At 43.1% G+C, this 18,965-nt stretch carries 18 protein-coding genes; 3 read left to right on the top strand and 15 right to left on the bottom strand.

Annotation, left to right across the window (positions count from 1 at the left end):
• Positions 1 to 39: 39 nt before the first annotated feature.
• Positions 40 to 1,350 (top strand): copper amine oxidase N-terminal domain-containing protein, encoded by a 1,311-nt coding sequence (locus AAGU76_RS13925; protein WP_342486113.1) that lies wholly within the window; start codon positions 40 to 42, stop codon positions 1,348 to 1,350.
• A 62-nt stretch (positions 1,351 to 1,412) separates the two neighbouring features.
• Here AAGU76_RS13925 and AAGU76_RS13920 read toward each other — a convergent pair whose 3' ends face one another.
• The 14 genes from AAGU76_RS13920 to AAGU76_RS13855 form a co-directional block, all read right to left on the bottom strand.
• Complete coding sequence (locus AAGU76_RS13920) at positions 1,413 to 2,324, bottom strand: AEC family transporter (RefSeq protein WP_342486112.1); 912 nt, start codon at positions 2,322 to 2,324, stop codon at positions 1,413 to 1,415.
• 113 nt (positions 2,325 to 2,437) lie between these two features.
• A complete protein-coding gene (locus AAGU76_RS13915; RefSeq protein WP_342486111.1) occupies positions 2,438 to 3,160 on the bottom strand; it encodes a beta-ketoacyl-ACP reductase in 723 nt (240 codons plus the stop codon).
• Complete coding sequence (locus AAGU76_RS13910) at positions 3,147 to 3,782, bottom strand: flavodoxin family protein (RefSeq protein WP_342486110.1); 636 nt, start codon at positions 3,780 to 3,782, stop codon at positions 3,147 to 3,149. Before AAGU76_RS13910 ends, AAGU76_RS13915 begins: the two co-directional genes overlap by 14 nt.
• A gap of 2 nt (positions 3,783 to 3,784) precedes the next feature.
• Positions 3,785 to 4,786: a 3-oxoacyl-ACP synthase gene (locus AAGU76_RS13905; RefSeq protein ID WP_342486109.1), complete on the bottom strand. Its 1,002-nt coding sequence runs from the start codon at positions 4,784 to 4,786 to the stop codon at positions 3,785 to 3,787.
• A 9-nt stretch (positions 4,787 to 4,795) separates the two neighbouring features.
• A complete protein-coding gene (locus AAGU76_RS13900) occupies positions 4,796 to 6,358 on the bottom strand; it encodes an AMP-binding protein (protein ID WP_342486108.1) in 1,563 nt (520 codons plus the stop codon).
• A gap of 54 nt (positions 6,359 to 6,412) precedes the next feature.
• The gene (locus tag AAGU76_RS13895) at positions 6,413 to 7,906 is read right to left on the bottom strand and encodes a hypothetical protein (RefSeq protein ID WP_342486107.1); all 1,494 of its coding nucleotides are present in this window, start codon (positions 7,904 to 7,906) and stop codon (positions 6,413 to 6,415) included.
• Positions 7,890 to 8,360, bottom strand: coding sequence for a hypothetical protein (locus AAGU76_RS13890; protein ID WP_342486106.1), 471 nt, complete (start codon positions 8,358 to 8,360; stop codon positions 7,890 to 7,892). The genes AAGU76_RS13895 and AAGU76_RS13890 overlap by 17 nt, the downstream gene beginning before the upstream one ends.
• A 252-nt stretch (positions 8,361 to 8,612) precedes the next feature.
• Positions 8,613 to 9,209, bottom strand: a complete 597-nt coding sequence (locus AAGU76_RS13885) for a TetR/AcrR family transcriptional regulator (RefSeq protein ID WP_342486105.1) — start codon at positions 9,207 to 9,209, stop codon at positions 8,613 to 8,615.
• A gap of 53 nt (positions 9,210 to 9,262) precedes the next feature.
• Positions 9,263 to 10,708 carry a nickel pincer cofactor biosynthesis protein LarC gene (larC, locus tag AAGU76_RS13880; protein WP_342486104.1) on the bottom strand — a complete coding sequence of 482 codons (1,446 nt, stop codon included), beginning with the start codon at positions 10,706 to 10,708 and terminating at the stop codon, positions 9,263 to 9,265.
• Positions 10,705 to 11,451, bottom strand: a complete 747-nt coding sequence (gene larB / locus AAGU76_RS13875) for a nickel pincer cofactor biosynthesis protein LarB (RefSeq protein WP_342486103.1) — start codon at positions 11,449 to 11,451, stop codon at positions 10,705 to 10,707. Before larB ends, larC begins: the two co-directional genes overlap by 4 nt.
• Positions 11,452 to 11,460: 9 nt before the next feature.
• Positions 11,461 to 12,273, bottom strand: coding sequence for an ATP-dependent sacrificial sulfur transferase LarE (larE, locus tag AAGU76_RS13870; protein WP_342486102.1), 813 nt, complete (start codon positions 12,271 to 12,273; stop codon positions 11,461 to 11,463).
• A gap of 27 nt (positions 12,274 to 12,300) precedes the next feature.
• Positions 12,301 to 13,059: an ABC transporter ATP-binding protein gene (locus AAGU76_RS13865; RefSeq protein ID WP_342486101.1), complete on the bottom strand. Its 759-nt coding sequence runs from the start codon at positions 13,057 to 13,059 to the stop codon at positions 12,301 to 12,303.
• Positions 13,056 to 13,865, bottom strand: coding sequence for a cobalt ECF transporter T component CbiQ (gene cbiQ, locus AAGU76_RS13860; protein ID WP_342486100.1), 810 nt, complete (start codon positions 13,863 to 13,865; stop codon positions 13,056 to 13,058). Before cbiQ ends, AAGU76_RS13865 begins: the two co-directional genes overlap by 4 nt.
• Before the next feature lie 13 nt (positions 13,866 to 13,878).
• The gene (locus tag AAGU76_RS13855) at positions 13,879 to 14,904 is read right to left on the bottom strand and encodes an energy-coupling factor ABC transporter permease (RefSeq protein ID WP_342486099.1); all 1,026 of its coding nucleotides are present in this window, start codon (positions 14,902 to 14,904) and stop codon (positions 13,879 to 13,881) included.
• 374 nt (positions 14,905 to 15,278) lie between these two features.
• Here AAGU76_RS13855 and AAGU76_RS13850 point away from each other — a divergent pair, with 374 nt between their 5' ends.
• Positions 15,279 to 16,457, top strand: coding sequence for a glycoside hydrolase family 3 N-terminal domain-containing protein (locus AAGU76_RS13850; RefSeq protein ID WP_342486098.1), 1,179 nt, complete (start codon positions 15,279 to 15,281; stop codon positions 16,455 to 16,457).
• A 7-nt stretch (positions 16,458 to 16,464) separates the two neighbouring features.
• On the opposite strand, the gene AAGU76_RS13845 is transcribed toward AAGU76_RS13850, so the two are convergent.
• Positions 16,465 to 17,052 (bottom strand): HD domain-containing protein, encoded by a 588-nt coding sequence (locus AAGU76_RS13845; protein WP_342486097.1) that lies wholly within the window; start codon positions 17,050 to 17,052, stop codon positions 16,465 to 16,467.
• A gap of 190 nt (positions 17,053 to 17,242) precedes the next feature.
• On the opposite strand from AAGU76_RS13845, the gene AAGU76_RS13840 reads away from it, so the two are divergent.
• Complete coding sequence (locus AAGU76_RS13840; protein ID WP_342486096.1) at positions 17,243 to 18,961, top strand: stalk domain-containing protein; 1,719 nt, start codon at positions 17,243 to 17,245, stop codon at positions 18,959 to 18,961.
• The last annotated feature ends 4 nt before the right edge of the window (positions 18,962 to 18,965 follow it).

Genomic DNA, 18,965 nt, shown 5'->3' with positions numbered 1-18,965 from the left:
CATGTATTAGACGAATAACATATAATTGGAGGGGAAACAATGAAAAAAATAGTATTCGTGCTTAGTTTGGTTTTAATAATGATCTTTTCGTCAGTAAATGTATTTGCCGCTGCGGATGAAATCATAATAACCATTGATTCAAACAAGATTGAGTTCAACAACGACCTTGGTTATCCGTTTGTTGACACAAACAACAGGACACTGGTTCCGTTCAGGGCAGTGCTTGAAAAATTCGGTGCATCTGTGGAGTGGAACGAGGAAATCAGAAGTGCAGTTGCCGTAAAAGACGGCATCACCATTACAGTTCCCGTAGATCAGCTTTACATAACGAAAAACGGAGAACAGATTGCTACTGACACTGCTGCAAAAATTGTAAACGGAAGGACTTACCTTCCCATCAGAGCTGTCCTTGAAGCCTTCGGTTCAGATGTTCAATGGGACCAGGGACTTAAGACAGTTGTAATCACAACTTCACCTGTAGATGCAAAAGCAATTTTAGCAGAAGCAAGCAGCAAATCCTATGACTGGAAAAATTACGATGCAAACATAGAAATGAACATGTCCATGAATGTGCCTGACGATGCAGGCAGCGTTCAGGAAATGAACATGAAGATGAAAATGTTCATGACCATATTCATGAATCCTATGAAGGCAAAGGTAAGCGCAGACATGGTGATGAACGTAATGGGTCAGGAAATTTCACAGCCTGTAATGGAAATGTATCTGTCCATGGACGACACAACATACACTACATACATGGGAATGACCGGCAACGACGGTAATCTCACATGGATGAAATCTTCAATGAAAGACGAGATGTTTGCCAAGTTTATAAACTATGACAAGGCAACAGTTCAGGCAAACAAGGAACTTATGGAGAAATATCTGAAGGACGTGAAGTACTTCGGAAAGTATTCTGACGATAAAGGCAGAACGCTTATCAGAATGCAGTACACAATGTCAACAGACATTTACAAGGATATGCTGGGAGAGTATACAGACACTCTGTCTGCTTCCGGAAACGAGCAGGATGCCATGACATCACAGGTTTTTGGAATGCTTACAGACGGAAGCCTGGGAGACCTGACATTCATAGCATATATAGATGAGAGCACAAAAGAAATCGTCAAGTACGAAATGGATTTAAGCTCCATGATGTCAGGCATGATGAATGCAATGACAGGAATGATGGGCGAAATGACCGAGTCTGACAAGGAAATGCTCAACAGCATGAAGGTAACAATGTTTATGGAAATATCCAATGTAAACAAGGCTGCAGACTTTGTAATTCCGGAAGAAGCGCTTAATGCTCCCGAAATGACAGAGGCTCTAGAAACTGAAGCTCAATAATCAAAACATACAAAAAATCACCTGTTCTGCAGGTGATTTTTTCTTTCGTCTTAATTTATGTCCTATGCAACCAAAAGCAGCAGCACGGTAATAAAAGCCATGCTTATGGGTATGCACAGGGATGATACAACGCCTGAAAGGCGCAAATCACAGCCGCACTGCGCTGCAAACACAACCGCAACGCTTGGGACCGGAGCAAATACAACCAGTGTCAGAGCCTGCTTCATGAAAAACGGCAGCGGCAGTAAAAAGTATATTATCAGTGCGAAAATAACCGCAGAACCGTAGCGCAGGGCTATAATTGACAGCGCGTCCCTGGCATCCTTCGTGTTCAGATTCAGTTCGAAGGCCAGTCCTATCATGAACATTCCCAAAAACGCATTGGCATTTCCAAACATAGATGCAATGGTTACAACCGTCTCAGGCAGCCTGATTTTCAGAACAGACAGCACAAACATGATGATGTATGTATCAAGCGGAACCGACCTTACCATCTTTTTAAATACGGATGATATGCTTATGCGGCTGCCGCCCTCTGCTTCATTGGATGCAAGGCTGTAGTTTACCCCCAATGTCATGGCCGCATTTCCGATGTCATATATACAGATGGTCACAACCGAAGCGGCGGACAAAAAAGTTTGTGTGACCGGAACAATAAAATTGCCTATATTGTAACCGGCCGCATGCAGCATATACAGAGCCTTTGTTTTTCCGTCCCTTTTCCTTGCCGCAAAACGCGCAGCAAACAGCATGGTAAAATTAAGACCTACCCCCAGGACAATGGCTGTCAAAAGCGAAGCTGTAACTTCTGTTTCCTGAAAGCTCACTATGACGGCTGCCGGCAAAGTTACGTACAAGATGATCCTTGAGATGACTCTGCTGTCTTCAGCCTTAAATATTCCAATTTTCTTAAAAATATATGCAGATACTATGATAAGCATAAATCCGCACACCTTAACCAAAATGGCGCTCATAATATGGGTCCTTCCCGACTTGGTAAAAAATACAATAAACGGCTTAAGTATACCCTTTATCCTTTGTCAAGTCAAGAAAAATCCACTACCTGCAGCGCCATTTTCTCTTAAATTTAAAGCCTCAAACCGCCATTTACCGAAAGGACATGGCCTGTAACATACGAAGATTCACCGCTTGCCAGAAACAAAACAGCATATGCTATTTCGGACGGTTCTGCCAGCCTTTTCAGCATAGTCTTTTCCCTTATGGATTCCAGGACAGTCTCAGGAACAGTGGCCATCATCTCAGTATTGGCATAACCGGGAGCAACTGCATTGACCCTGATTGCATCACCTTTCCTGGAAAATTCCTTTGCCCATGACTTGGTAAGCCCTATGATGCCCGCCTTTGATGCGGCATAGTTGGACTGCCCTATGTTTCCGTATTCACCCACAACAGATGATATGTTGACGATTGATCCGCTTTTATTTTCCCTCATGGAGGGGTAAACTCTTCTTGTCAAGTTGAATACAGCCTTCAGGTTTACATTGATTACAGCGTCCCACATTTCATCTGACATTTTTTCTATCAGTGCATCCCTTGTAATGCCTGCATTGTTGATGAGAATATCAATTTTGCCGTACTTTTTCAGAACATAATCCACAAATTTGTCTACTTCTCCCGGTGAGCATAAATCGGCAGCGTAACCTTCCACGTTTTCCTTTTCATAGTTCAAAGCCATTATGTCGATGGCAACCACCCTTGCACCTTCATCGACAAAAAGTTCGCATATGCACTTGCCGATGCCTCTTGCTCCTCCGGTGACCACTGCAACCTTATCCTTAAGCCTGTTCATATTCAACCTCTGCGTTTAGTTTTTTGATTATATCAACCATATTTGAGGCAAGCCTCTTCATTATTCCGACTCCCTCCTCGTCTTCCGTTGCATTGTAAGCTCCTCCTTTTCCGGCAACTCCCACATTCCAGTATGTGTTTCCCACTATGATGCAGTCATTGGCCGCTGCCCAAAGAAGTATTTCTGCAAATGCGAAATTTTGTCCCGCTCTTCTGGCCACAGTCACAGGTGCAACTATTTTGCCTGACAGCGCCGACCCCTTCCATTCATAGCTTGATTTGGTGGACTTCATTTCATTTTTTGCCCATCTTCCGGAAAATCCAGCCCTGTCCAAGACGCACTTCATTTCAGGCGTTATGCAGGAATGATACACAGGAGATGCCAGCAATAAGCCATCTGCCTGGACAATCTTTTCAAAGATTTCCTGAAAATCATCCTCATGGACGCATTTTTTGGCGTCAACGCATCCGTAACAGGCTCTGCAGCCGGAAATATTCTTTCCGGAAAGCTGCACAAGCTCAACCTCGGCTCCAAGTTTCTGAGCCTCGTTTAGAGCCGTCTTAAGATAATAGTACGTGTTGCCTTCAAGTCTCGGACTTGAACAAATTCCTAATATTTTCATATTTACCCCCATCTCACAGCCGTTGCTGCCCATGTATATCCTGTGCCTGCACCAAGCAGGACTGCAATGTCACCGTCTTTAAGCCTTCCCTTTTTCCTGCCCTCACTGAGTGAAATAAATGCGTCAGCCGACTGGCAGTGACCGAACTCCTCAAGTACAAAAGAATTTTCTTCCGTAAGGTTGTATCTGCCAAGAATATTTTCAAGTATTGACCTTTTCATGAATATAGGAGCAATGAACCCTATGTCCTTGTTCTCGTATCCGCTTTTTTTGACCGACTCGGCAATCACCTCATTGAAGTTGTTGAGGGTGACGGGATCAAGCCGTTCCTTCATGGAATTGATATTCGGAACGTCAAGGTACTTGTCGCTGCACTTTATGTCTTCGCCTTCCTTGAAATTCCTGCACCCAACCCCGAACACGGCAACATCCTCTGAAAATTGCCCGTCGCTAATCATGTGCGTCTCAAGAATCACATTTTTATCCATACCCTTCTCCAGAAGCACAGCGGCAGCCCCGTCTCCAAAGTTGAACATGAACCTGGAATTGTGGTTTTTGTAATTTATTATCTGTGTCTCCTTTGATGATGAAACCAAAAGAACATGATTTATGCTGTCGTCGCAGAGCATCATGCTTTTCAGAACCTTCAGTGAATAAACCCCCGCCGAGCACAGGGAATGAATTTCAAAGGCGTTGGCATTTACAGCACCTATCTCATGCTGTATACTTGCAGCGCAGTTAAACAGGTAGTAGTCCTTAAACTCGCTGCCGCAGTAAACAACCAGGTCCAGATTTTTCGGGTCAAAACCGTCAAGAGCCTTTCTGGCTGCTTCAATTCCCATGTATGATACCGTTTCATACTGACGTGCCTCGTGAACATGCACAATTCCAAACTTATCCCTTATAACGTCTTCGGGTATGCCCGAGAGTTTTGCAATCCTTGCGCTGTCCTTTATTTCAGGAGGCACATAAATTCCTATATTCCTAATGCCTACAGTGTCCATTTGAACCTCCTAGTCACTTAAGCTTCCGTACAGCTCCGTAATTTTAGATACAACGATCTTGCCCACATTGTTTTTTGGAATATCGCTTACAAACTGAACATATTTCGGTATCTTGTAACCAGCCAGCCTGCCCCTTAACAAGGCTTGAATTTCGGATTTAGTAATTTCAGCGCCCGGCTTAAGGGAAACAACTGCCTTGCCCACTTCGCCCCATTTTTCATCGGGCACACCGAACACGCAAACCTCGTGTATCTGGTGAATTTCATAAATGGCACTTTCGATTTCAGGAGGAAATACATTTTCTCCTCCGCTTATGAACATATTTTTCTTCCTGCCCACAATGTAGTAGTACCCGTCCTCGTCGACGGTTGCCATATCACCGGTGTATATCCATCCGCCCGACAGTGTTTTATCGGTTTCTTCCCTGTTGTTCCAGTATCCTGAAAATATCTGAGGTCCGCTCCACAGAAGCTCTCCCACTTCATTTGGTCCAACGTCATTGCCTTCGTCGTCCACAACCCTGGTCATTGTCATGTACATGGGCTTGCCTACGGATGCATACTTGGACCTTATAATTTCATCCGTCATGAACTGGGGAGTGCTTGACAGATTGTTGGGTCCTGCCTCGGTCATGCCGTAACCGAGCACAAACTTGAGACCTTTGTTCCAAAACCTCTCCATGATGTTTATTGGCGTTGGGGCAGCTCCTGCCATGACCCATTTGAGACTTGAAAGATCCGCATTTTTAAATTCCGGCAGATCGGACATCATTCTGAATATTGTTGCTGCGCCGAATAAAAGCGTGGTATTTTCCTTTTCTATTACTTCCAGCGTCAGCTTAGGATCAAACTGCCTGTTTATGATTATTCTTCCGCCGCAGTGCAGCAATGGAAGGGTCAGAAGGTTCCATCCGCCTGTGTGGAACAGAGGCAGTATTATGAACGCGCTGTCCTGAAAGTTCAAGCCCCAGGTGCATATTTCATTCATGGAGTTGAAAACCAGCGAGTGATGAGATATCATGCCTCCCTTCGGAAGTCCCGTGGTTCCTCCTGTATGTATTATGAGGTGAATGTCGTCAAGAACCAGGTCGCTGCAGCTGATCATGCTGTTGTTGCCGTAGTCCATAATTTCCCCGTACTGCGTCTCATCTGTGACATTTCCCTTATCCGGGAGCACAATGTATTTTTCTATGCCTGTCTTTTCACGAAACTCATTGACGGTTTCCGCAAATACATCCTCATAGAACAGGATTTTTGGCGTCTCGCTGTTTAAAAGTTTCTCAAACTCCTTGGACGACAATCTGGCGTTGTAGGGTATAAGTATTGCTCCAAGCTTTGCAGTGGCGTAGTAAGCATCAATCAGTTCTATTCTGTTTCTGGAAATGAAAGCAACCCTGTCTCCCTTCACCACTCCAAGTTTTTCCTTCATGTAATTGGCCAGTCTGTTTGCCCTGTCTTCCAAATCATTGTAGGTATAACGCACATTGTTATCCAAGTCGTATACGGCTTCACTGGTGCCGTTGATTCTTGCCCTGAAATATGAATAGTTTCCTATCCATCCGTTGTTGATCATCACAATACCTCCATTTATTGTTCCCCGGAGGTGAAATCACCTCCGGAGGTTTTTCTATAAATCTATGACTGCCTGAAGTTTCCCATTAAGCTCCTGTTCCTTTGTAAGCAGCGAAACTGCCACCGTAACTGCTATGCTTATGGAAATTACGTTGAAGTACCACGGAAGAACTCCCGGCCATTTGAAGCCTGCAAATGATGCAATGTTTAAAACGAGACCTACGATGCTTCCGCACATTACACCTTTTTCATTAGCCCTTTTCCACAAAAGCCCAAGGATAAATACCGGGAATGTGGCAGACATAAGCGTACCCCAGCCGAAAGTTCCCAAAATTCCTACCATTTCTCCCTGTGTTACCGAGAATAGTATTGAGGCAACTCCTAAAACCAGCATTGATACTCTTGAAATCTGAATCTGCTTCTTAGGGTCAACCTTGTAACCCAGAGCGCTTGGTATATCCCTTGAAACCACAGTGGAACAAATGGAAAGGAAAAGACTTGCCGAAGACATGGCAGCAGCCAGCACTCCTGCATATACAAACAACTGTACAACTATTCCCGAATAATCAGCAAATGCATATATGGCTCTGTCTCCGCTTACCAGGGGGTCGATTTTTCCTGTTGCCACCAGGTACAACGCGCCGCTTGAAACAACTATGGTCAATAGTCCTACCATGGTGTGCGACAATGCTGTATACAGCCCCATCTTGGGCATGTCTCTCGGGTCCTTGAGGGCATACATTCTGGTGATTACCTGAGGCTGACCCACGGTTCCCAGTATGGGGATGAGCATCCAGGTCATGGCGACGGTTCTTGGCATTTTGCCCCACGCATTGAACATATCGGGACTGAATTCCTTCGTAACATTTCCGGCAGTAATGCTTCCTGCCTGTGAAGCCACTTTCATTACTTCACCGAAACCTCCGGTAATGCTGAAGAATGCAATTACTATGGCTACGCCCGCAATTACCATTACAAGTCCCTGGAAGGCCTGAGTCAACAGTCCGCCAACTTCCCCGCTTATAGACATATATACAGCAAGCACTCCAAATATTACAAATCCTGCCAGAAGAGGATCCCATCCCAGCAAATGGCCAAAAAGCTCGGACCCTGCCTTTATCTGCGCTGCCAGATATGCTACGCATCCCAGGAACAAAGTCAGCGACATGGTTATTTTTATTACCTTATTATTGTTATATCTTAAGTCCGAAAGGTCTCCAAGGCTTGCAACCTTTCCGATTTCAGCCATTGCTCTGACCTTCTTGCCAAGAATCATGTAAGCCATGGCAAATGCAGCAGATGAAAGCATCCAGAATGTCATTGCATTGCCTGCGGAGTATAAAAGTCCTGGAACACCTACAAGTGCAAATGCGCTTGCTACGGCCGCCGTGCTTGACAGTCCAACCGTAAACGGCCCGAACATACCGGTGCTGCCGAAGTAAGCCTCTGATGAAGTGATTTTCTTTTTTGCCCACCAGCCTATAAGGAACGAAGCGGCAATCATTAAGAATGAAAAAGCCATGATTAAGGTTTTAGCAGTTGCGCTCATATTGCTCCTCCTTTTTCTTTTCATCGATGCTTTTAATTTTTGCTTTAAAATTGTCCCAGTCTTTTTGCGAAAGCCATTCGTCCTTCAATGAATTATACATGAATGTTAACGTTAACATTCCGCCTATCCAGTATCCCACAACTGTTGCTGCAAAAGATGGATGAAAACCTAAGATTGTGAAAGAAGGCATTGTTCCGGCAAACATGGCAGCAAAGTAATCAGCCAGGTAAAAGCTGACCGACCACAAAACCGCCCATGGGATTAAGCAGAAGCTGAGCAGTTTTTTTGATAGCGTGCCTTGTTTTGCAAGTCCAAGCATCATGTAAAGCAACATTAAAACCACACCGAGATACATAGAAACCAAGTATTGATCTTTCCAGCCCAAGTAATTGATTACCAGCCATAACGCTGATGTAGCTACAATTATAGCTGTCTTTCTGCCTGATAAATCCATTTTAACCTCCTATATTTTTGAATATGACACATGATTCATGTTTCAACTTCATTATATAAGCGGTTTTTGTTTTTGTCAACGTTTTCTTTTCGACTTTATGTAAATAATAAGGAGCTGTTGCATTAGCAATTATTATCTTGTCATTCTGAGGGCTTTAGCCGAAGAATCTCATCATTTTAACATATGAGATCCTTCGCTAGCGCTCAGGATGACAGAAATGTACTTAATGCAACAGCTCCTTTATAACAAAAATTACTTTTTAAAAGCTCCGTTTTTGATGAATTTCATCACTTCCTCCACAACTGTGTCGTAATCGTCGTTTCTTCCGTCGAATTCGATTGACTTCAGAGCTGTGAAGTTGGCAATTCCTATGAGGCAGTATGAAAGTATGACAGGGTCGATGTCAGCCATCTCTCCTTTTTCCTGTGCCTTTTTAATTCCCTTAACATATCCCTTGGAAAAGGATTCATAGTATTCCTTGAAAAGCTCCGCATCAACAAACTGAGCCTGCCAGACTATCTTAAACAGCCCTATGTGCTCCCCCACGAAATTCAGGAATGTCTTGATACCCATGTATTCTTCGTCATACCTGTCCCTGCTCACCTTTGTGTTCAATCTGATGCTGTCTCTCAGTTCTTTTCCGAGCTTGTTGATAAGATAAACAAACAGACTTTTCTTGTCGTTGAAATATATGTAAAATGTACCCTGGGCAATGCCTGCCTTCAATACAATATCAACTATTCCCGTATCATAATATCCTCGTTCGCTGAACAGTTCCTCCGCTGCCTTGCTTATTTTCTCCAGAGTCTCCATTCCGCGTTTTGTTTTGGGTTCGTTCACCAGTTCCATGCTATCACCTGCTTTTTTATTAATTGTAATTATAGCATTTATAACTGTTCCCGTCAATTTATTACTGCAACAGACCTGATTTCATCGCTTACTTCCTTGAAGCTCTTACCCGTTATGCTGCATATGTTTTTTATATCTTCATATTCCGGCTTGTAAAACTTCTTGTCTTCAAAGCTGCTGACTTTTACTCTGACAGGGCCGTACTTCGTTGTTATTTCAATTATTTCTCTGTGAAGAACAGTTCGTTCTGTCCTGTATCTCCTGATACCTATTGTTGTCGTGTTGTTGAATATCACAGACTCCATTTTCTTTATGTCATCTTCTTTGCATATGACCGTCAGCCTGTGAGCCGGTCTGCTTTTTTTCATGTAAATCGGAGTGAAGAAAACATCGCTGGCTCCGTTTTCCAAAAGTTTCTCCATTGTAAATGACAGGTTTTCTCCTGTGGAATCATCTATATTTGTTTCAAGCACCCACATATGCTTATTTTTATGGCATGCATTATTATCCCTGGATGATTGCTCACTCGATGTCTGTTCTTCCACAATATAAGCTCTGAGCACATTTGCTTTCGCAAAATCTTTTTTGCCTGCGCCTGTTCCTGTATTCCTTATGATGCAGGAAGAAGGAATACAGTCAATGGTCTTCAGAGCAGCTGCTATGGCTGCACCCGTAGGCGTTATCATTTCTCCCCTCGCTTCGGTGATTTTTAAGGTCAGAGAATGTGCTGCAGCTATGTTTACAACCGCAGGAACAGGAACAGGAATTATGCCGTGCTGGCATTTTACATGGCCTTTTCCCTCATACAATTCCGACACTGCTACCTCATCGATGTTAAGGTTGTCTATGAGTATGGCTGCAGCAACAATATCCACAATGGAATCCACCGCCCCCACCTCATGAAAATGAACTTCAGCCGCATGAATACCGTGGGCTTTTGCCTCAGCCTCTGCCACGACTTCAAATATTCTTTTGGAAATTGCTTTTGCCTTTTCCGAAATTTTCGAGCCATCAATAATTTTAATGATATCGTTTATATTTCTGTGTTCATGGCTGTGGTTATGCTGTTCATTGTGATGATCATGGCTTTCATCTGCCTCTTCATTATGTCTATGCTCATGTTCATGAGAATGGCAATGGCCATGGGCAGTTTCATGTTCATGGTTGTGTCCGTGGTCGTGGTCGTGTTCATGGTCGTGATGGCATTCATGACTGTGCTCATGTGTATGAACATGGCTGTGTTCTGTTTCATGGTCGTGATGATCGCCGTGATCATGCTCATGACAGTGGTGTTCCTGTTCCAAAACAACATTGAAATCGCAGGCGTCTATGCCGCACTTCTTTGTTCTTCCTATTTCAATACTGTACCCGCTTACGTTTAAACTTTTCAATCCTTCCAGCATGACTTCCCTGTCCCCGCCAAGGTCAAGGAGCGACGCAACGGTCATATCGCCGCTGATTCCTGAATAGCATTCCAAATACAAAATTCTCTTGCTCATTTTTGTACCGCCAATCTGTTTATTTGTGTGCTCATGTAACCTGCTCCAAATCCGTTGTCAATGTTTACTACGGCAATCCCTTCCGCACATGAATTGAGCATTGTGAGAAGTGAAGAAAGGCCGTTGAAATTGGCACCGTATCCTATGGATGTTGGCACCGCTATCACCGGTTTGTCCGACATCCCTGCCACTACTCCCGGCAAAGCTCCTTCCATACCGGCAACTGCCACGATGCAGTTGGCTTTGTTTATTTCTTCAATTTTTGAAAGAAGCCTGTGTATTCCCGCAACTCCCACATCGTATACTCTCATTACCCTGCTTCCGAAAAATTCTGCTGTCTGTGCAGCTTCCTCCGCTACCGGAATGTCTGATGTTCCTCCGGTGCAAACTGCAATCAAACCTGTTTTTTCCACGTCATTTCTGATAATTTTTACAATGCGCGACATTTCATCGTATTCCGCTTCTGGCATCAGTGCTTTTATTGCTTCAAACTGAGATTTTGAAGCTCTGGTGCCCATTATATTTAAGTTTTTTTCATTGAATGACTGAAAAATCCTCACGAGGTGCTCAGTTGATTTTCCGCTGCAGTAAACAACCTCGCCGAATCCCGAACGAAGCATCCTGTGGTGGTCAAGCTTTGCAAATCCCAGGTCCTCGTAAGGCAGCTTTTTAAGAGTATTTTCAGCTTCACTCAATTCAATTTCATTATTTTTAACCTTTAACAGCAATTCGCGAATGTCCATCTTCACCTCTTATTTTTCCAAGTTAATATCCATGCTTCCTGAACGGAAACCCTCAATATCCAATGTTATATATACAAAGCCTGAACTTTTCATATAATCAATGATTGCCTGACTTTTTTCAACCAGTTTAATCATATTTTCCTTAGCAACCTCAATCCTTGCTATGTCATTGTGAACCCTCACCCTCACCACATCAAAACCAAGTGTCTTTATGAAATCCTCCGCTTTATCTATTTTTTCCAACAGCTCAAAATTCAATTCGGTATTGTAGGGAAGTCTTGTAGCCATGCATGGCGCCGATGGTCTTGAAGCCACAGAAATGTTTAAATTTTTAGCCATTTCCCTTACTTCCTGCTTTGATATGCCAAGCTCTGCCAGGGGGCTTACAACTCCCAGTTCCTTCAGTGCTTTTACGCCAGGTCTGTAGACCTTAAGGTCATCTGCATTGGTGCCGTCCACCACATACTTAAGATTGTTGTTCTTCGCAAAATCCGTTAAGTTTACAAACAGTGATTTTTTGCATAGGTAGCATCTGTTTACGGGATTTTTTAAAATATCTTTGTTTTCAAATTCATTTACCTGAATTATTTTATGGATGGCTCCCATTTCCCCGGCCACCCTTCTTGAAACCGACACGTCAGAAACAGGATGCAGCCTTGTTTCAAACGTTACGGCATAAACATTCCTGTTCAGCTTTCTTCCACCTTCACAAGCCAGTTTAAGTATGAGGCTGCTGTCCACCCCGCCTGAAAAGGCAATGCACACTCCTCCTTCAACGAGCTTGTATATTTTTTCTTCTAATCTAAAAAGTACATTTTCCATGTATCTATCCTCCGATAGAATTTAATGTCATTGCATGTTTTGTGAACAGATTGGACAACCCTGAAGCACAAAGGGTTTTTCCAGTCCGCATCTGTCAAGAAGTTCTTCATCTCTTAATATTTCTTCAGATTTTCCGTCGGCCGTGACTCTGCCATCACCTATTACAATTGTTCTTTCGCATACATCAAGCACCATGTCCAGGTCGTGAGTTGCAATTATTTTTGTATGTGTGAATTCCTTCAGAATGTTTATGAGCCTCCTTCTTGATTTTGGATCAAGATTGGATGAAGGTTCATCCATGAGCAGTATGTCAGGCTCCATCGACAATACGCACGCTATTGAAACAGAGCGCTTTTCTCCGCCTGAAAGCTTGTATGGAGGTCTGTGTGACAAGTGCAGCGCCCCCACAGCTTCCAGAGATTTTTCAACTCTTATTTTGACTTCATTTTCTGATAATCCGTAATTCCTGGGTCCGAAAGCCACATCATCATAAACTGTGGTGCTGAACAGCTGATGATCAGGATTCTGAAATGTAAAACCGACTTTCTGCCTTATTGCAGGAAGAGTGTTTTTTGTCAGTGGTATGTCCCCTATTCTTATTTCACCGCTGTCAGGAAACATAATCCCGACCATTGACAAAAGAAGAGTTGACTTTCCTGCCCCATTGCTTCCCACAACCGCCACTGATTCTCCGTGATGAATTTCAAAGCTTATGCCGTTTACCGCTTCTTTTCCGTCAGGATATGTGTAGCAGACATTGTCTAAAATCACTTTGTGATGACTCATTGAAATACTCCTGTCATTATATTGCCAAGCATAACCGGCACGTTGTTGAATCTGACCATAGTAAAAAATGCAATCCATAAAATCAGGTACGCATAATCGCTAAGTTCAGTAAAATTTTCTCCCCTATGATATTCTCCCCTGTATCCTCTAAGCGACATTGCGCTGTAAACCGCCTGGGCCCTGTCGTACGTCCGCATGAGCAGCTGCCCCAGAAGCGGCCCCCACAGCCTGTGGTGTATTCCTTTCTGACACGGAGCCCTCAGGGAATAAGACGTGTTTATGTTTGAAAATTCTTCAATCAGCACATATGTGTAGCGGTATGTAAGCAAAAAAATGATTATGAAAATTTTAGGCACATGCAATCTGCCAAGAGCCTTTGCCAGGTCGTCCACAGAAGTCGTTGCAATTAACAGCATTCCGCATATGACTGTCAATGTGCCTTTTATTATGAGGCTTATGAATGACAAAAGACCTCTTGATACAACTATATTTCCAATGACTGTCACTGTTTCTCTGTCAAGTATGGGATTTGAAACTCCAAGAAGCAAAATAACCGGCAGCATCGGCAGCAACCGTTTAAACACCTGGAGAAATTCAAGGTCTCCAAGATTGAACACCAGTACGGGATAAATCACCATCGGTAACATGGACACAATTTCATACTTGCCGTATGAAACAACCGCTAAAACATAGAAAATGCTGACTGTTAATTTTACCAGCGAATTCAGCCGATGAATCACCGTGTCTTTTTGAGCTGCTTCATCGAAGTACCTTAATTCGTACATTGATTTTGTTATTTTCGTCATTTGACTGTTCCGTTTACTCTTTTATTTTTTTATTATTTCTTCTGTGTTTTTTTGATACTGCTCCCACCATTGCTGCAAGGGCCAGTGTCAGGATGCTGCCGGCTATTCCTGAAACTGAAGTTCCAAGGTTTTCAGGAGTTTGCGTTTTCGCATCAGATTTAAAGCTGTAATCAGGAAGAAAGGAAATCCTGTCCTGAATGTTTCCAAAAAATTCATGGATGATACTGCTTCCTTCAACCTCGCTGCTGCCAATTGTTTTTTCTATTGACCATTCAAGTCCGTCGGGATTATCAGATGCATACCATGAAACAGCACCTCCTACAATCAGCGCTGCACAAAGAATAAAAGCGATAATTCTTTTATTGGAACTGTTTATAATTTCCTTGCGTGAGCCATCGATTTCAAGAAGTTCGGGGCGGGCGTTCCAAAGAAACGTAAGCGCCGAAGCTGTCACTAATCCTTCTATTACACCTATTGCCAGGTGTATGGGCTGCATCATCAATAAAAATGTGCTAAAAGGAAGTTCAGTCTTTCCGGAGAGAACCGTTTCAAGAACAACGGCTAGTGAACCCAGCTGAAGTCCAACTACGGCTGCAAGCACCGACCCTGCTAAAATGGTTTTCTTTGATAATCTGCCACGTGTAATTTTTCTGTAAACTAGAGGATATGCAACAAAACATGTGAAGAAGCCCATGTTGAATATGTTGCACCCAAGAGCAAGAAGCCCTCCGTCTGCAAAAAAAAGAGCCTGAATTGCCAATATTGAAATCATCGTCAAAAATCCGGCATGCGGACCAAGCATGACCGCTAAGAGCAGCCCTCCTCCAATGTGTCCGCTGGAGCCTGTTCCGGGTATCGTAAAGTTTATCATCTGGGCAGCAAATACAAAAGCTCCCGTAACTCCCATCAAGGGAATCTTATTTTCACTTTCATCAAGTCCTGTCTGAACCTTTCTTACAGAATATGATGCAGTGCCTGCAGATGCAGCCCACATCACTCCTCCTGTCGCAGCCGATATAAGTGCATCAGCCATATGCATAAAACCAGCTCCTTTCAACAACCCGACAAACTCATTTGCCGGAGTTTCAAGTTATCAAATTAAAAAAACCACAAAGTAACCGCTTGTTCTCAAGCAATTAAACCTTCGTGGTTTATTGTCATCATTATGGTCTTTCCAAAATGTTTTATCGTTTTCAAACGACATCTGTAATTTTAACAAAATATACTTTTCCTGTCAACACATGTTCCAATAATTAATCTGGCAATATATGTTAGTTGATAGGTTGTCGCTCATTCCAAGGGTATGAAGCTTTTAGTTTATCCCACGAGATATGAACTAAAAAAACTATTTTCCGTCTTAATAGTATGGCAAAAATATGATAAGCTATACTGACATAACAAAAGGAGACTAAAGTGAAGAAAATATTTGTTTTATTGACAGCTGTCCTCTTGCTTTCAGGATGCGCCTTCATAATAGACATGGATGAAGAAAACCCGGATTCTGATACCGGCTACAATCCACCTGTTAATGAAAGCCCGGAACCTGAACCGTCAACGAAACCGCAGAACACCAGCCTGTTTCATGAATACACCCAGGAAGCCATGAAGTACCTTGAAAAAATGACACTGGAAGAAAAAATCGGACAGATGTTTCTGGTAAGGTGCCCTGATGAAGTTAACCTCGATTTATATCTGTCTTTGAAGCCAGGAGGATTTATATTGTTTGGAAGAGACTTTGCAAAAAAAACAAGAGAGCAGGTAATCAGCGACATCGAATATTATCAAACAAAGAGCACCATACCCATGATCATGGGTGTTGACGAGGAAGGAGGCACTGTTGTGAGAGTCAGTTCAAATCCTCTTCTTTCGGATGAGAGATTCAAATCACCCCAGGAACTTTTCGAACTGGGAGGGCTTGATGAAATAAGAAAGGATGCAGCCGAAAAGTCAAAACTGCTGTTAAGCCTCGGAATAAACTTAAATCTTGCCCCGGTTGCGGATGTTTCAACGGATGAAGCTGACTTCATCTATGAAAGGTCCTTCGGAAAAAATGCCGAAGAAACAGCTCAATATGTCGGCACCGTGGTTGAAGCCATGAAAGAAAACAACATGTCATCAACGCTTAAGCATTTCCCCGGATACGGAAACAACCTGGACACCCACACAGGCTCCGCATATGACACCAGGCCCTACGAACAGTTTGAAAACAGCGACTTTTTGCCCTTCATGGCAGGAATCCGGTCAGGGGTACAGAGCGTGCTTGTCTCACACAATGTGGTGGAATCTATCGATAATGATCTGCCTGCTTCTCTGTCTAAAAAGGCAATTGATATTTTAAGAAACAATCTGGAGTTTACCGGGATAATAATGACCGATGACTTGTCCATGGGCGCTGTGGCGGATCTTAAGCTTGAACATTCCGTGGAAGCCTCGGCAGTGCTTGCGGGAAACGACATGCTCATTGTAACTGACTATGAAAAAAGCTTCAACGCCCTTATGGACGCCGTTGAAAAAGACGAGATTTCAGTTGATAGAATAGACGAATCCGTCCTGAGAATCCTTAAATGGAAATTATACATGAAAATAATGTAAAAGATGCTCACTTAGCATCTTTTTTTTGCTGGTATTCCCTGCACATGATTTTCAGCCTGTTGACCACTTCAATGTTTTCCGGATTGGGCTTTCCGGCCATGTCGGCCCTGACGAGCTCCAGCATGTCTTCAAGGCGCCCCTCTCCAACGGAATCAATGAACTTCTTAATCCCTTTTTCCTTTACGTTTGACACTATTTCCTTGATGTAGTGGTACCTGATGAGTATCTTGACATCCATGGTGAAATCAAAGTCGTAATCAAGTCTCTTAAGTATGGCTTCACTTTCTTCTGCAGACCTTATGTGGTGGCCGTAAAAGTGTCCCCTTCCTTTTTCATCCATGGTGAAACAGTCCGGCTTTGATATGTCATGAAGAAGAGCAGCCATCCTAAGGTTGAGGTTAGGCTTGATGCTGTCCACCACAGCCATGGTATGTTCCAGTACATCCTTATCGTGATACGGCGTGTGCTGCTCAAAACCCTTGAGCTTGTTGAGCTCCGGAATGATTTTGTCCATTTCCCCTGATTCCATGAGGTTATATATACCCTCTGATGGTTTATCATCCATTAAAATGTTGTTAAGAATATTTTTGTACATAAATTCACCTTTGCTTGAAACTTTTTCTATATTGAACACGTCTAATAAATAGCGGATGCTGTACTATATCGAATAAAACCATAATACAATAAAATATGTTTTCTTTCAATGACAATGAGAAAATTTTATTTCTTTAAATATTCCGAAAAATAGTATATAATTAGTTAATGAAGAACGGAAGGTGATTAAAATGAAAAGAACCATTCTAAAATCAGCTGTCGGTGCTGTCCTGATTCTCTTGGCCTCATACACGGGCCAGGCATACGGCATTACTTACGAAGCGGGCAATGTTCAGGACCTGGAAAATGTTTTATTCGAACAAATGAGCAAGTACAATCAGGATATTGATATTAAGTATACAGGAACACTTGAGAACATAGAAGAAATCCTTCAAAATGCTGTTAACAAGGACATATATGTGAATTCCAACATCCAGTCAGCTAAGTGGACCGTAACCAAGTATGCGCGTTCTAGCAGCATAAGTCTGGAAGTTCACTACATTATAACCGAATCAAAGAGGCTTGAAGCCGACAGAGAAATAGAAGAAATTCTGTCAGCGATAATAAAACCCGACATGAATGATCACGAAAAGGTTAAGGCTGTTCATGACTACATAGTAAAAAGCGGCAGGTATGATGAATCTCTGCAGTATTATTCCGACTACGACCTTTTGTTTGAAGGGACGTCCGTATGCAACGGCTACGCTCTTCTCACATACAACATGCTTGAAAGCCTCGGCATACCTGTGAAGCTTGTATCCGGAACCGTAAACGGCAGCCAGGCTCACATATGGAACATGGTTAAGCTTGGTGATTACTGGTTCCATCTGGACGCCACATGGGATGACCCCCTGCCGGATACCGGGGGAATTTCTTACAGCTACTACATGCTGACGGACAATGAAATTTCCAGGGATCACCTGATTGAAGACGGTCAGTCTATTCCTGCCTCAAAGATGAGATACTACGATTACCTTAAGGAACTTGGGTACAAAAGGCTAATGATGGAAACCGGCCTTGACATATATGACGAAGAAAATACGGCCGCAGACGCAAATGCCCTCAAGACAATACTTGAAAGGAAAATTCAGTACCGCCCCCTGAAAATATCGGTGAGAATTAGCAAAAGCCTGACCCAGGAAAGCGTCAATGCTGCCATGTCTGATTTGTTCAAGCATGACTTTGTATCGGAGATAGCATACGGGCAGCTTAACAGCGATGCAACATGCCAGTGCAACGTGCTGAATCTTTACCTGAAATACAAGGATACGCCGGACAGCATAGATTTTGATTTTTCAAACAAGGTTTATAACACGGCAACAAAGGTTAACTTCAGCGTTTACGCCATGTATGGAAGCAGGAAGGTAAACATAACCGACAAGGTTCTTCTTTATCCCTATGATGAGGATGGATTGAAGGTTTCAGGCAGCACTCTTACGTTCAAACAGGCGGGAAGCTACGAGCTGATGTTCGAATTCCAGGGAATACAGAAAACCGCAAACATTACAGCACTTAGCTCAAATGCCTTTGAGTACATCACTGACAAGAGGGCTGACAACGCAGTAAATGTAAAGATTTACAACCAGTACATAGACTTCAGTTCCATAAACCAATGGCCTTTCATAGAAAACGGAAGAACCATGGTGCCCTTAAGAGCAGTGTTTGAGGTTTTGGACTGCAGCGTGGAATGGGACCAGGAAACAGGAACCGCGGTGGTTAAGAATGATTCCACCAAGATACTCATTCCTGCCAACAGCAGCACGGCCTATGTGAACGGAATTGCAAAAAGCCTAGATGCGCCTGCAAAGATGGTCAATGACCGCATAATGGTTCCTCTTCGTTTCATAAGCGAAGCAATCCACAAGACAGTTATCTGGGACAATGATGCCAGAACAGTGCTGATATATTAGGAGG

Origin of the sequence: Sedimentibacter sp., assembly GCF_038562225.1 — a bacterium.
Taxonomy (GTDB): Bacteria; Bacillota; Clostridia; order Tissierellales; family Sedimentibacteraceae; genus Sedimentibacter.
This window is presented reverse-complemented; position numbering and strand designations above follow the sequence as displayed.

Bases quoted from the DNA above. Each gene is read 5' to 3' on its own strand.
- AAGU76_RS13925 (WP_342486113.1), top strand. From the start codon at position 40: ATGAAAAAAATAGTATTCGTGCTTAGTTTGGTTTTAATAATGATCTTT.
- AAGU76_RS13920 (WP_342486112.1), bottom strand. From the start codon at position 2,324: ATGAGCGCCATTTTGGTTAAGGTGTGCGGATTTATGCTTATCATAGTA.
- AAGU76_RS13915 (WP_342486111.1), bottom strand. From the start codon at position 3,160: ATGAACAGGCTTAAGGATAAGGTTGCAGTGGTCACCGGAGGAGCAAGA.
- AAGU76_RS13910 (WP_342486110.1), bottom strand. From the start codon at position 3,782: ATGAAAATATTAGGAATTTGTTCAAGTCCGAGACTTGAAGGCAACACG.
- AAGU76_RS13905 (WP_342486109.1), bottom strand. From the start codon at position 4,786: ATGGACACTGTAGGCATTAGGAATATAGGAATTTATGTGCCTCCTGAA.
- AAGU76_RS13900 (WP_342486108.1), bottom strand. From the start codon at position 6,358: ATGATCAACAACGGATGGATAGGAAACTATTCATATTTCAGGGCAAGA.
- AAGU76_RS13895 (WP_342486107.1), bottom strand. From the start codon at position 7,906: ATGAGCGCAACTGCTAAAACCTTAATCATGGCTTTTTCATTCTTAATG.
- AAGU76_RS13890 (WP_342486106.1), bottom strand. From the start codon at position 8,360: ATGGATTTATCAGGCAGAAAGACAGCTATAATTGTAGCTACATCAGCG.
- AAGU76_RS13885 (WP_342486105.1), bottom strand. From the start codon at position 9,209: ATGGAACTGGTGAACGAACCCAAAACAAAACGCGGAATGGAGACTCTG.
- larC (WP_342486104.1), bottom strand. From the start codon at position 10,708: ATGAGCAAGAGAATTTTGTATTTGGAATGCTATTCAGGAATCAGCGGC.
- larB (WP_342486103.1), bottom strand. From the start codon at position 11,451: ATGGACATTCGCGAATTGCTGTTAAAGGTTAAAAATAATGAAATTGAA.
- larE (WP_342486102.1), bottom strand. From the start codon at position 12,273: ATGGAAAATGTACTTTTTAGATTAGAAGAAAAAATATACAAGCTCGTT.
- AAGU76_RS13865 (WP_342486101.1), bottom strand. From the start codon at position 13,059: ATGAGTCATCACAAAGTGATTTTAGACAATGTCTGCTACACATATCCT.
- cbiQ (WP_342486100.1), bottom strand. From the start codon at position 13,865: ATGACGAAAATAACAAAATCAATGTACGAATTAAGGTACTTCGATGAA.
- AAGU76_RS13855 (WP_342486099.1), bottom strand. From the start codon at position 14,904: ATGCATATGGCTGATGCACTTATATCGGCTGCGACAGGAGGAGTGATG.
- AAGU76_RS13845 (WP_342486097.1), bottom strand. From the start codon at position 17,052: ATGTACAAAAATATTCTTAACAACATTTTAATGGATGATAAACCATCA.
- AAGU76_RS13840 (WP_342486096.1), top strand. From the start codon at position 17,243: ATGAAAAGAACCATTCTAAAATCAGCTGTCGGTGCTGTCCTGATTCTC.